Raw genomic sequence first — 12,398 nt, 5'->3', positions numbered from 1 at the left:
CCTAAGCCCTAAGCCGCCATCAGGCGCAAGGCCTTTTCCTTCAAAACGCCAAGATCAATCACCGGCACCCACATCTCCTTGGCCAGCTCATCCCACTGCCGCATGCGCAAACTGACGGCGCACAACGGGTCCTGCTCGAACGCTTCAGCCTCCGCCTCGGTCATCACCCCGCCCTGGTATTCCAGGGTCCGGCGGCTGGCTTCGCTCAAGCGATCGTAGTACCCGGGCTCTTTGAGTGTCAGATAACGCTTGGCTTGCACGTGGAATTCCACCAGCCGCGCCATGCGTTCGCTGAAGCCTGCGCGACGCAAGTAATCGGCGCCCAGACGCTCATGGCTGACCACGCCGAAACCACCCATGTTCTCAGCGCTCTCGGAGCAAATGTGTCCGATGTCGTGAAAGAACGCCGCCAGCACCACTTCGTCATCGAAGCCTTCGGCCATGGCCAGTTGTGCGGCCTGGGACATGTGCTCGATTTGCGATACCGGCTCGCCGATGTAATCACTGTCGCCAAAACGCTCGTACAGCGCGAATACCTCGTCGATCACTTGCTCAGTGCGGTCCATCAACGCTCTCCCAATACAGTCGCGACATTACGTTCTGCCATGGCCGGCCCGACACTCATGCCGACGCCCGTGTGCATCAGCGCCACGCTCACGCCCGGCATCGGCCGCAGGAATGAAAACGGTCCTGGCCCGCGTGAACCATAGACACCCTGCCAGCGCTCGACCACTTGTACCTTGCAGCGCAACGTCTGCTCGGCCAGTTCGATCATCCAGTCGTCCACTTGCTCGGCGTTGAATGGCGAGGGGTCGCGGCCATAGTGATGGGAGTCGCCGATGATCAGTTCGCCGTAAGGCGTCGGGCTGATCAGCAGGTGAATACCGTTTTCGTGCAGGTGCGGCTCTTCACGCAGGATCTGCGCCTGCACCGCCGCCGCTTCCGGCAGATCGGCGAAGGCGCCGTAGTGCACGCAACTCAAACCGGTGAGCAGTGCGTGTTGCAGATTGAGGTTGATCTGCGGGCGGGCGCGGAGCATTTGCAGGCGGCAGATTTGCGGGTTGAGCGCGGCCATCGGCTCGGCGAGCAAGGTCTGATAATCATGGCCGGAGCAGATGATGATCTGCTCGGCGCTGAAGGTGCCGGCGGTGCTGTGCAAGCGGCCCGGTTCGATGTCGCGCACGAGGGTGGAGAAGTGAAAATCGACGTTCATTTCGCGGCGCAGGTAATCGATCAATGCCGGTATCGCTTCGCGGGAATACAGTTGTTGATCGTCCATGCCATGCAACGCGGCGCGATGATGGCTGAACTGGCCGCCGTACAGATCGCGCAATGCAGCACCGCGCAGCAGGTCGACGCGGTAACCGTGTTCCACGGCTCGTCCGGCGCAAAAAGCTTCCAGCAGGTGTTCCTCCGCCTCGGTGCGGGCGAACAGATACGAGCCGTTGCGCTTGAGCTGCAGGCCGACCAGTGGCGCCCATTGCCCCCAGATCTCGCGGCTGGCCTTGGCCAGTTCCAGCATCGGGCCTGGCGGTTGGCCGGTGACGAGGGCCTGGCCGAAGTTGCGCACCGAGGCGCCGAGCGGGGTTTCACTGCGTTCGAAAACCGTGACCTTGAGGCCACGCCTGGCGGCAGCGTAGGCGTGGGACAGGCCGAGGATGCCGGCGCCTACGATCAGCATGTCGTTGGGGTGTGTCATTAAGATAATCCCGATTTTGTGGCGAGGGAGCTTGCTCCCGCTGGTCGCGAAGCGGCCCCAAAATAAGGGCCTGCTGCGCAGTCCAGCGGGAGCAAGCTCCCTCGCCACAGGATGTGAGTCAGTTACTTGGCAGCCACTTTCTCGGACTTGCCGTCATAGCGCTTGCGCCACTCGGTCAGGATCTCGTCGCGATTCTTCGACGCCCAGGCAAAGTCGTTCTTGATCAAACGCTGCTCGTAATCCGCCGGCAATTCAGTCTGCGGCTTGGCAATCCCCGGCTGCGCAAGCACCGCGAAGTTCTCTTTATAGAGCTCCATCGCCGCCGGACTGGCCGAGAAGTCAGCCAGTTTCTTCGCCGCATCTTCATGCGGTGTGCCCTTGATCACAGCCGTCGCTTCAATTTCCCAGCCCAGGCCTTCTTTCGGCAGGATGATGTCCAGCGGCGCGCCCTGGCGCTTCAACTGAACAGCCGGGTATTCAAAGGAAATACCAATCGGGAATTCACCCGCGGCCGCCAGTTTGCAAGGTTTGGAGCCAGAGTGAACGTACTGGCCGATGTTCTGGTGCAGGTCATCCATGTACTGCCAGCCCTGCTTCTCACCGAAGGTTTGCAGCCAGGCGCTGACATCGAGGAAACCGGTGCCGGACGAGGCCGGGTTGGGCATGACGATCTTGCCTTTGTACTCAGGCTTGGTCAGGTCCTGCCAGCTCACGGGTTTGGTCAAACCCTGTTTTTCCGCTTCGACGGTGTTGAAGCAAATGGTCGCGGCCCACACGTCCATGCCGACCCAGGCTGGCGGGTTGGCGGCGTCGCGGTAGTTGCCGCCGATCTTGCCCAGGTCTTTCGGCGCGTAGCTTTGCAGCATGCCTTGCTGATCGAGGATCGCCAGGCTCGATGCGGCAAGACCCCAGACGGCGTCAGCCTGTGGCCGGGCTTTTTCGGCCAGCAGCTTGGCGGTGATGATACCGGTTGAATCGCGCACCCACTTGATCTCGACGTCCGGGTTGGCCTTTTCGAAGGCTTCTTTGTAGGTCTTCAATTGTTCGGCTTCGAGGGCGGTGTACACCGTCAACTCGGTTTTCGCCGCGAAGGCGTTCAGGCTGAAAGCGGTGAGGACAGCAGCGGCCAGGGCCATAGGCTTGAACATGATCTTTTCCTGTTTGAGTTGAGGTTTGCGGGATTGGAAATCAGTGACCGGGTGCGGTCTGGCGCCACGCCTGGGAACGGCGCAGCAAACCGCGCGAGGCCCAGGCCAGCAGCAGGGACACGCCCGCCGAGGTGAACAGAATCAGGGTCGACATCGCCGCCGCGCCGCCGACGTTGCCGGCGTCATCCATGTTCAACACCGCCACCGCCGCAAGAATGGTGTCGGGGCTGTAGAGGAAGATCGCCGCCGAAACGGTGGTCATGGCCGAGACGAACAGATAGCGCACGATGTCCAGCAGCGCCGGCAGGCAAATCGGTACGGTGACCCGCAAGTAATGCCGATACAGCGGCGCCTTGAGCGACAGCGCGGCGGCTTCGAACTCAGCGTCGAGCTGGCGCAGCGCGGTGGTCGCGGTCATTTGCGCGGTGGTCAGATAGTGAGCAATGGTGCAGACCACCAGCAGGGTCATGGTCCCGTAGAGCACATGCAGCGGGTTGTCGGTGAGGTTGAAGAAGAAGACGTAACCCAGGCCCAGCACCAGCCCTGGCACCGCCATCGGTACGAAACTGAGCATGCGCAATGTCAGATTCAGTCCGCGCTGGCCTTTGGTTTTTTCCATCAGGTACGCGCCGGTGAAGATCAACGCACTGCCGATCAACGCCGTGCACAGGGCCATCTTCACGCTGTTGCCGTAGGCCAGCCAGCCACCGCCCGCCGTGTCGTTGAACTGGTAATGGTTGAGCGACAGCGACAGGTTGTACGGCCAGAATTTCACCAGCGACGAGAACACCGCCATGCCGAACACCAGCAGCAATACCGCGCAGATCAGCAGCACGATGGCGAGATAGAAGCCGTCGCGCAGTTTCGATGGTGCAGGTTGAAAGACCTGCGCCCGACCGCTCATGGAGTCGCCGTGACGCCGACGCAACCAGGCATCGACCGCGAAGCTGAACAGCGCCGGCAGCAACAGGACCATGCCGATCAATGCACCGCGACCGAACTGTTGCTGGCCGACCACGGCTTTGTAGGCTTCCAGTGCCAGCACCTGATAATCGCCGCCGACCACCACGGGCACGCCGAAGTCGGTGATGGTCAGGGTGAAGACGAGGCAGAACGCTGCGAACACCGCCTGACGAGTCGCCGGCCAGGTGATGCTGCGGAAGGCTTTGGCCGGACTGGCGCCCATGCTGGAGGCGGCATCGAAGAGACGCGCATCCGCCAGGGACAGGGCCGACAGCAAAATCATCAAGGCGTGTGGGAAGGTGTAGATCACCTCACCCAGAACGATGCCCCAGAAGCCGTAGATATTGTCCGAGAGCAAACCACGCAACAGGCCCTGGTTGCCGAACAGGTAAACCAGCGCAATCCCCGGCAACATCGAAGGCGCCATCAATGGCAACAACGACAGGCCACGCCATAGGCCTTTGCCCGGTATCAACGTGCGTTGCAGGGCGTAGGCAAACAGGTAGGCCAGCGGTACGACAATGGCCGCCACGCTGAGGGAAACTTTCAGGCTGTTGCCGAGCAACCAGTGGAAATTCGCACTGGTGACCAGTTCACGCGCAGCCACCAGACCACCGCCCTGCCCGGCCTCCGGACTGAAGCCACGCCAGAAGATCGCCAGCAATGGCATCAACACGGCGATGCCTAGCAACACCAGCAACAAGACTTTGCCGCCGACCACGAACACCCGGTCGCCGATCTCGGCGCGAGAGGCCTGCCGAACCTGCTTGTGCGGTATCGGCAGCGCGATGTTCGCGCTCATCAGGCAAACACCTGCAGGCTGCGCGGCGGCAAGGCGACCATGATCTGCTGGGCGCCGAGTCGCGGCATGGCTTCCGGCGCCAGTTCCGCGAGCAAGGCGTGGCCCGGCAGTTGATCGAGTTCGAAACTCATTCGGCAGCGGTTGCCGAGGAAGGTGATTTCGCGAACCTTGGCCGGGAACAGGTTTTCCTCATGCACCAGCGGGTTGACGTTGATCGCTTCGGGGCGACAGAACAAACGGCCCGAGGCGGTTTTGGCGCTGCCGTCTGCCAGGCGCAGGCTCATCCCGCCGACCTGGGCGTGACTGTCGCTGCTGCGGCTGAATGGCAACCAATTGCCCTGACCGACAAACTCCGCCACGAACGGCGTGGCCGGACGATCGTAGATTTCCTGTGGCGTGGCGTACTGCTCAACCTTGCCGTTGTTCATCACCGCGATGCGGTCGGCCATCAGCATGGCCTCGTCTTGATTGTGCGTGACCATCAGGGTGGTGATGCCGAGGCTGCGTTGAAGTTGACGCAGTTCGGTGCACAAGTGCTCGCGGACCCGGGCGTCGAGGGCCGACATCGGTTCGTCCAGCAACAACAACGACGGCGCCGGCGCCAGGGCGCGGGCCAGTGCGACACGTTGCTGCTGACCGCCGGACAATTGGCCGGGGTACTTTTTCTCACTGCCGATCAGGCCGACCAGCTCCAGCATCTGACCGACGCGCTTGCGCACTTCATCGCGACCGCTGCCGGCAAGGCCGTAGGCAATGTTCGCTTCGACAGTGAGATTGGGGAACAGCGCGTAGGACTGGAACAGAATGCCGTAGTCCCGAGCCTGCGGTGCCAGGTGGGAAACGTCGCGATCACCGAGGTACAACTCGCCGCTGTCCTGTTTCTCCAGACCGGCGATGCAACGCAACAGCGTGGTTTTGCCACAACCCGACGGGCCCAGCAGGCACACCAGTTCACCGGCCGCCACGTCGAGGGAAACGTTATCCAGCGCGGTGAAGGCGCCGAAGCGTTTCTGCACGCCGCGCACCCTCATCGGGGCGCCGGGATTGGTCAAGGCAGTTGCGATCGAGTGGTTCATGGACAGGCCTCATCAAGCAGATGAAGGCCATCCTAAGGATGCAATGCGTCCGTCATGTGGCAGTGAGGCAAAAACGGCTGATAGTGGTATTCGGGGATTTGGGTTGGATAGCACAGGCAATGAATAACCTGTGGCGAGGGAGCTTGCTCCCGTTGGATTGCGCAGCAGGCCCCTTCTTTTCAGGGGAAAGGAGGCCGCTTCGCAGCCGGCGGGAGCAAGCTCCCTCGCCACAGGGATTTATGCTGGGGCCATTTCCTGCGCCAGGCCGAGAAATGCTGCCGGCAGACGCGCACCCTTTCGCTCCTTGAGGCAGTACAAATACTCCGGAATCTGCGGCGCGTTCTCGAGGGTCAGCACACGCAATTGCGGATCATGCGGCACTTCCTGCCGGGCAATGATGCTGATCCCGATGTTGCGCAGCACCGCCTCGCGGATCGATTCACGGCTACCAATCTCCAGCAACGGCCCGAAACTCACCCCGGCGGTGGCCAGCAACTCCTCGGTCAGACGCCGGGTGGTCGAGCCCGGCTCGCGCATCAATAAGGTATGCCCGGCCAACGCGCTGAGCGGCACATGATCGTGCACCGCCAACGGGTGATGGCGATGCACCGCCAACACCAGCGGATCGCTGCCAAGGACCCGGCGAATCAGGCGCGCGTCATCGAGCAGTTGCGAGGACGCGGCGACATCGACCCGGTAATCCTCCAAGGCTTCCAGCACCTGCTGCGAATTGCCGATTTCCACCGACACTTCCACTTGCGGCAAGCGCTCGCGAAAGGTCTTCACCAGATCGAGAATGTAATACGGAGCGGTGGCGGCGATGCGCAACGTGCCCTGGACCTGGCCGCTGTTGCGCAGGAAAAACTCGATGTCGGCTTCCTGCTGCAACAGCGCCTTGACCATCGGCAGCAACCGCGCACCTTCATCGCTGACGCTGAGGCGGCGGCCGCCACGGTAAAACAGCTCGACCGAGTACTGGCTTTCCAGATTGCGGATCTGCGTGGTGACCGTGGGCTGGCTCAGGCCGAGCTTTTTCGCCGCCAGGGTAATGCTGCCCAGGCGGGCCACCATGTAAAACGCCTTCAGCTCGGCACTCAGCACACCCGCTCCTCATCGATTATTTGCGCAACAGACGCAAACCGTTGAACACCACCAACAGGCTCACGCCCATGTCGGCGAACACCGCCATCCACATGGTGGCGATCCCGGCGAAGGTTACCCCAAGAAAGATAGCCTTGATGACCAAAGCGAGGGCGATGTTCTGTTTGAGGATGCTCGACGTCTGCCGCGACAAACGTATGAACGTGGGAATCTTGCGCAGATCGTCGTCCATCAGGGCGACATCGGCGGTTTCGATGGCAGTATCGGTGCCGGCCGCGGCCATCGCAAAACCGATTTCCGCCCGGGCCAGTGCCGGAGCATCATTGATGCCGTCGCCGACCATGCCAACGTTATGACCCTGTGCATAAAGGGCTTCGATGGCTTGCAGTTTGTCGGTCGGCAGCAGATCACCCCTGGCCTCGTCGATGCCGACTTGCGCGGCAATCGCCTGGGCGGTGTGGACGTTGTCGCCGGTGAGCATCAGGGTCTTGATGCCCAGATCGTGCAGCTGCTGGATCGCCTCGCGGCTGGATTCCTTGACCGTATCGGCCACGGCGAACAGCGCCAGCGGACCGGAGTTGTCGAGCAACAGCACCACGGACTTGCCCTGTTTCTCCAGTGCAAACAGCTTTTCTTCCAGCTCTGGCGAGCACAGGTTCAGCTCTTCCACCAGGCGGTGGTTGCCCAAGTGGTAAGTCTTCCCGTCGATCTCACCGCGTACCCCGCGACCGCCCAGTGCTTCGAAGTTATGCACAACGAGCGGCGCAGAGGTTTTATCCACTGCGGCGTTAGCAATCGCCAACGACACCGGGTGGTCCGAGCGTCCGGCCAACGCCGCTGCAATTGCCGGCGCCGAGGCATCGGCCGTGGGATCAAGCGACAGGTAATCCGTCTGAACCGGCTTGCCGTGGGTGATCGTGCCGGTCTTGTCCAGCGCCAGATAGTCGAGCTTGTAGCCACCCTCCAGGTACACGCCGCCCTTGACCAAAATCCCTTTGCGCGCCGCCGCCGCGAGGCCGCTGACGATGGTCACCGGGGTGGAAATCACCAGTGCGCAGGGGCATGCGACCACCAGCAACACCAGCGCGCGGTAGATCCAGTCGAACCAGACTGCGCCCATGAACAGCGGCGGAATCACTGCCACCGCGAGGGCAAAGATGAACACGGCGGGGGTGTAGATTTTCGAAAACTGGTCAACGAAGCGTTGGGTCGGTGCTCGTGCGCCTTGCGCCTGTTCCACGGCGTGGATGATCCGGGCCAGGGTCGAATGGTTTGCGGCGGCGGTTACGGAAAACTCCAGAGATCCCGCCTGGTTGATAGTGCCGGCGAACACCTTGTCGCCAATGGTTTTCTCAACCGGCAGGCTTTCCCCGGTGATCGGCGCCTGATTGATGGTCGAACTGCCCGATATGACTTCGCCGTCCAGACCAATCCGCTCACCGGGCCGCACCCGCACCCGGGCGCCCGGCTCGATGGATTTCACGTCTTGCAAGATCCAGCTGCCATCGGCCTGCAACACCGTGGCCTGTTCCGGGGTCATCTGCATCAAGCCGCTGATGGCGTTACGCGCGCGGTCCAGGGACTTGGCCTCGATCAACTCGGCCACGGTGAACAGGAACATCACCATCGCCGCTTCCGGCCACTGTCCGATCAGGATCGCGCCGGTCACCGCGATGCTCATCAATGCATTGATGTTCAGGTTGAGATTTTTCAGCGCGATCCAGCCCTTCTTGTAGGTGCTGAGACCGGCGCTGAGGATCGAGATCAACGCGATAACCGCCACGACCCAATTGGGCGCCGCGCTGGTGAAGTGAATCACTTCGGCGGCGAGCGCGGTCACGCCGGACAACGCCAATGGCCACCACGGCTTTTTCTCGGGCGCTGGAACTGGCGCTTCGACGCCCTGCTCCAGCGGCTCGGCCTGCATGCCGAGGGACTTGATTGCGTCGATGATCGGCGCGGTGCTCGGCAGGTCGTGGGTCACGCCCAGCACGCGGTTGATCAGGTTGAATTCGAGCTGCTGCACACCCGCGAGCTTGCCGAGTTTGTTCTGGATCAGCGTCTGCTCGGTCGGACAGTCCATCGCGTCGATACGGAAACTGCTCAACCGCGCGTTGGCAGTTGAGTTTTCACTGAGCTTGATCAGCGACGGCGCCGCCGCTTTGGAAGAACAGCAGGAATCCCCGTGACCGCCATGGTCATGCTTCTGCACAGGCTGCAGCTTGTGGCTGTGATCGTGATCGTGATCGTGATCGTGATCGTGATCAGCCTCGGGTTTGTGGGTGTGAAGGGAATCGCTCATTGGTTGCGTCCATGAAGGTGCCTGTTGCCAAGTAAAGACCCTGTAGCCACTATAGGGTCAAGCACCCATTTGGAGATTGCCGTCATGAAGATCGGAGAACTGGCGAAACTCACCGACTGCGCCGTGGAAACCATCCGCTACTACGAGCGCGAAAACCTGTTGCCGGAGCCGGCCCGCAGTGACGGCAACTACCGCGTCTACACCCAGGCCCATGCCGAGCGCCTGACTTTCATCCGCAACTGCCGCACCCTCGACATGACGCTGGAGGAGATTCGCAGCCTGCTGGCCTTGCGCGACAGCCCGCAGGATCAATGTGAGAGCGTGAATGCGCTGATCGACGAACATATTCATCACGTCAAAGCACGGATCGACGGGCTGCTGGCGTTACAGGCGCAACTGCTCGACCTGCGCCAACGCTGTGGCGAAGGGCCGGATATTGATCAGTGCGGGATTTTGCAGCGGCTGGAAGTGAGTGGCGGTGTGGTGGCGACGGAGGTTGAACAGTCGCATGTGGGCCGAAGCCACGGCCACTAAGCACACCCCAAAACCCAATGTGGGAGCTAGCTGCCTGCTAGCTCCCACAGGGGTATGGCGTGCAGATTGTCAGACCGCCATCGGCGCGGTCATTGGGGCGTGATGCTCGTAACCCTCGAGCGAAAAATCACTCGGCTCGATCAACTCCAGCCATTCCGGCTGATAAACACCCGTCTTGGCGAACTCCGGCACACGATCACTGATCACCAGTTTCGGCATCGGGAACGGCTCGCGCTTGAGCTGTTCGTTCAGCATGTCCAGATGGTTTTCGTAGACGTGCGCATCACCGATGAAATAGGTGAACCAGCGCGGCGTGTAGCCGGTCAGGCGACCGATCAGGCTCAGCAGCGCGGCACCTTCGGTGAGGTTGAACGGCGTGCCCAGGCCCAGGTCGTTGGAGCGGATGTAGAGGGTCAGGGAGATCTCTTTGGTCTCGACGTTCGGGTGGAACTGGTACAGCAAGTGGCACGGCGGCAGAGCCATTTCATCGAGCTGCGCAACGTTCCAGCCGTGGAACAGGATGCGGCGGCTGCCGGGGTCCTTGATGATGGTGTCGACGCACTGACGGATCTGGTCGATCGCCTTGTACAGCACCACGTAGGCCTGACCGTCTTCTTCACCTTCGGCGATCTGACGATAGCCCTGGCTCAGGGTCTGCTCGATAGCAGCCTTATTGCTGATCGGGATCTGCTTGTACGCCGGCCATTTGCGCCATTGCACGCCGTAGATCTCGCCGAGGTCGTCCTCACCCTGACGGAACGGGTTGGCCAGCCACTGCGCGTTTTCGTTGGCGTTCTGGTCCCAGACCTTGCAGCCCAACGCGCGAAATTCCGCAGCGTTGTTCACCCCACGCAGGAAACCACACATCTCGCCGATGGCCGATTTGAAGGCCATCTTGCGCGTGGTGATCGCCGGGAACCCTTCCTGCAGGTCATAACGCAGCATCGCGCCGGGAAAACTGATGGTGTTCACGCCAGTGCGGTTGGCTTGTTTGGTGCCGTTCTTGATGACGTGGGCGACCAGTTCGAGATATTGCTTCATGAGTTACCTGTGTCCTTGAAACCGGAGCCGTCGCTCCGGTATTCGAATTTATACGGCTGCCGCTGGAGTCGCCGGGGCGCGGTGATACGCCAGCCAGATCAGGAACAGACCGCCGACGATCATCGGCACGCAGAGCACCTGGCCCATGGTCAGCCAGTTCCAGGCCAGATAGCCCAGTTGCGCGTCCGGCACGCGGACGAATTCGACGATGAAGCGGAAAATGCCATAGAACAGCGCGAACATCCCGGACACCGCCATGGTCGGCCGCGGTTTACGCGAGAACAGCCACAGGATCAGGAACAGCGCCACGCCTTCCAGCGCGAACTGATACAGCTGCGACGGGTGACGCGGCAACTGCGCCGGGTCGCTGAACGGCGGGAAGATCATCGCCCACGGCACGTCGGTCGCCTTGCCCCACAATTCGGCATTGATGAAGTTGCCGATACGCCCGGCGCCCAGACCGATCGGCACCATTGGCGCGACGAAGTCCATCAGTTGGAAGAACGACTTGTTGTTCTTTTTACCGAACCACAACGCCGCCAGCATCACGCCGATGAAACCGCCGTGGAACGACATGCCGCCCTTCCACACTTCGAAAATCAGCGTCGGGTTGGCCAGATAAGCACTCAGATCGTAGAACAGCACATAGCCCAGGCGACCGCCGACGATCACACCCATCGACATCCAGAAGACCATGTCGGAGAGTTTCTCCTTGGTCCAGGTCGGGTCGAAACGGTTGAGCCGGCGCGACGCCAGCAGCCACGCACCGCCGATGCCGATCAGGTACATCAGGCCGTACCAGTGGATTTTCAGCGGACCGATGGCCAGGGCCACCGGGTCGATCTGCGGGTAAGGCAGCATTGCGACTCCTCGTTAGAGTTGAAACCTTCAAAATTCCCGGGCGACGCTGCCACCTCAGGATTAAGCCAGGATTGTGCGGTGCGTCAGATCAGGAAACTCAAACCTACGCAGAACAGCAAAGCGGCGAACAGTCTTTTCAGCAACTTCGGCGACAGCCTGTGGGCCAATCGCGCACCGAGGCGGGCGAAAACCATGCTGGTCAGGGCGATCCCCAGCAGCGCCGGCAAATAAATAAAACCGAGACTATGGGCCGGCAGCAACGGATCGTGCCAGCCCAGAATCATGAAACTTAATGCACTGGCCAGCGCAATGGGCAGGCCGCACGCCGATGACGTCGCCACCGCTTGTTGCATCGGCACACTGCGCCAGGTCAGGAACGGCACGGTCAGCGAACCGCCGCCAATCCCGAAAATCGCCGAGGCCCAGCCAATCACGGTGCCGGCCAGGGTCAGACCGACTTTTCCCGGCACCGTTCGGCTGGCCTTGGGTTTGACGTCCAGCATAAGCTGCACGGCGATGATCAGGGCAAACACGCCGATGATTTTCTGCAGGTTGGGCCCGGAGATCGCTTCGGCGGTCAGCGCTCCGAAACCGGCACCCAGCAGAATGCCGACGGTCATCCAGGCAAAGATCGGCCAACGCACGGCACCGCGGCGATGGTGTTCGCGCACCGCGTTGACCGAGGTGAAAATGATCGTCGCCAGGGAGGTGCCGACCGCCAGGTGAGTCAGGATCGACGCATCGAAGCCCTGCAGGGTGAAACTGAACACCAGCACCGGAACGATGATGATCCCACCGCCCACGCCAAACAGCCCGGCGAGCACTCCGGCACAGGCGCCGAGCGCCAGATAGAGCAGAAATTCCATGCTGT

The 12,398-nt window shown here is 61.5% G+C and carries 11 protein-coding genes; 1 reads left to right on the top strand and 10 read right to left on the bottom strand.

All coding sequences use genetic code 11. From position 1 onward, the window contains the following. Positions 1 to 8: 8 nt before the first annotated feature. The 7 genes from ACM6IQ_RS25540 to ACM6IQ_RS25510 form a co-directional block, all read right to left on the bottom strand. Entirely contained in the window at positions 9 to 566 is a 558-nt protein-coding gene (locus ACM6IQ_RS25540) for a phosphonate degradation HD-domain oxygenase (protein ID WP_414880145.1), read from the bottom strand. Beyond that, complete coding sequence (locus tag ACM6IQ_RS25535; RefSeq protein ID WP_414880144.1) at positions 566 to 1,699, bottom strand: TIGR03364 family FAD-dependent oxidoreductase; 1,134 nt, start codon at positions 1,697 to 1,699, stop codon at positions 566 to 568. Before ACM6IQ_RS25535 ends, ACM6IQ_RS25540 begins: the two co-directional genes overlap by 1 nt. A 122-nt stretch (positions 1,700 to 1,821) precedes the next feature. Next, a complete protein-coding gene (locus ACM6IQ_RS25530) occupies positions 1,822 to 2,847 on the bottom strand; it encodes a putative 2-aminoethylphosphonate ABC transporter substrate-binding protein (RefSeq protein WP_017341316.1) in 1,026 nt (341 codons plus the stop codon). Between the two features lie 40 nt (positions 2,848 to 2,887). Further along, a complete protein-coding gene (locus ACM6IQ_RS25525; protein WP_414880143.1) occupies positions 2,888 to 4,612 on the bottom strand; it encodes a putative 2-aminoethylphosphonate ABC transporter permease subunit in 1,725 nt (574 codons plus the stop codon). Continuing rightward, positions 4,612 to 5,688, bottom strand: a complete 1,077-nt coding sequence (locus tag ACM6IQ_RS25520) for a putative 2-aminoethylphosphonate ABC transporter ATP-binding protein (RefSeq protein ID WP_017341318.1) — start codon at positions 5,686 to 5,688, stop codon at positions 4,612 to 4,614. Before ACM6IQ_RS25520 ends, ACM6IQ_RS25525 begins: the two co-directional genes overlap by 1 nt. Positions 5,689 to 5,925: 237 nt before the next feature. After that, positions 5,926 to 6,789 (bottom strand): LysR family transcriptional regulator, encoded by an 864-nt coding sequence (locus ACM6IQ_RS25515; protein WP_414880142.1) that lies wholly within the window; start codon positions 6,787 to 6,789, stop codon positions 5,926 to 5,928. A gap of 16 nt (positions 6,790 to 6,805) precedes the next feature. Continuing rightward, a complete protein-coding gene (locus tag ACM6IQ_RS25510) occupies positions 6,806 to 9,091 on the bottom strand; it encodes a heavy metal translocating P-type ATPase (RefSeq protein ID WP_017341320.1) in 2,286 nt (761 codons plus the stop codon). An 84-nt stretch (positions 9,092 to 9,175) separates the two neighbouring features. Between ACM6IQ_RS25510 and cadR the strand changes: the two genes are divergently transcribed. Continuing rightward, complete coding sequence (gene cadR / locus ACM6IQ_RS25505; protein ID WP_017341321.1) at positions 9,176 to 9,625, top strand: Cd(II)/Pb(II)-responsive transcriptional regulator; 450 nt, start codon at positions 9,176 to 9,178, stop codon at positions 9,623 to 9,625. Positions 9,626 to 9,694: 69 nt separating this feature from the next. Here the strand turns inward: cadR and ACM6IQ_RS25500 are convergent, their stop codons facing one another. From ACM6IQ_RS25500 to ACM6IQ_RS25490, 3 genes are all read right to left on the bottom strand, one after another. Next, a complete protein-coding gene (locus ACM6IQ_RS25500; protein WP_414880141.1) occupies positions 9,695 to 10,666 on the bottom strand; it encodes a thymidylate synthase in 972 nt (323 codons plus the stop codon). 48 nt (positions 10,667 to 10,714) lie between these two features. Further along, positions 10,715 to 11,527 carry a prolipoprotein diacylglyceryl transferase gene (gene lgt / locus ACM6IQ_RS25495; RefSeq protein WP_017341323.1) on the bottom strand — a complete coding sequence of 271 codons (813 nt, stop codon included), beginning with the start codon at positions 11,525 to 11,527 and terminating at the stop codon, positions 10,715 to 10,717. A gap of 83 nt (positions 11,528 to 11,610) precedes the next feature. Beyond that, positions 11,611 to 12,393 carry a sulfite exporter TauE/SafE family protein gene (locus tag ACM6IQ_RS25490; protein WP_253433382.1) on the bottom strand — a complete coding sequence of 261 codons (783 nt, stop codon included), beginning with the start codon at positions 12,391 to 12,393 and terminating at the stop codon, positions 11,611 to 11,613. Positions 12,394 to 12,398 lie beyond the last annotated feature (5 nt).

Source organism: Pseudomonas sp. IT-P100, assembly GCF_949767185.1.
Lineage (GTDB): Bacteria > Pseudomonadota > Gammaproteobacteria > Pseudomonadales > Pseudomonadaceae > Aquipseudomonas > Aquipseudomonas fluorescens_B.
The sequence above is the reverse complement of the archived record's forward strand: the minus strand, read 5'-3'. Positions and strand labels throughout refer to the sequence as shown.

Coding starts and splice junctions, on each gene's coding strand:
- cadR (WP_017341321.1), top strand. CDS start 9,176: ATGAAGATCGGAGAACTGGCGAAACTCACCGACTGCGCCGTGGAAACC.
- ACM6IQ_RS25525 (WP_414880143.1), bottom strand. CDS start 4,612: ATGAGCGCGAACATCGCGCTGCCGATACCGCACAAGCAGGTTCGGCAG.
- ACM6IQ_RS25490 (WP_253433382.1), bottom strand. CDS start 12,393: ATGGAATTTCTGCTCTATCTGGCGCTCGGCGCCTGTGCCGGAGTGCTC.
- ACM6IQ_RS25530 (WP_017341316.1), bottom strand. CDS start 2,847: ATGTTCAAGCCTATGGCCCTGGCCGCTGCTGTCCTCACCGCTTTCAGC.
- ACM6IQ_RS25535 (WP_414880144.1), bottom strand. CDS start 1,699: ATGACACACCCCAACGACATGCTGATCGTAGGCGCCGGCATCCTCGGC.
- ACM6IQ_RS25540 (WP_414880145.1), bottom strand. CDS start 566: ATGGACCGCACTGAGCAAGTGATCGACGAGGTATTCGCGCTGTACGAG.
- lgt (WP_017341323.1), bottom strand. CDS start 11,527: ATGCTGCCTTACCCGCAGATCGACCCGGTGGCCCTGGCCATCGGTCCG.
- ACM6IQ_RS25520 (WP_017341318.1), bottom strand. CDS start 5,688: ATGAACCACTCGATCGCAACTGCCTTGACCAATCCCGGCGCCCCGATG.
- ACM6IQ_RS25510 (WP_017341320.1), bottom strand. CDS start 9,091: ATGAGCGATTCCCTTCACACCCACAAACCCGAGGCTGATCACGATCAC.
- ACM6IQ_RS25500 (WP_414880141.1), bottom strand. CDS start 10,666: ATGAAGCAATATCTCGAACTGGTCGCCCACGTCATCAAGAACGGCACC.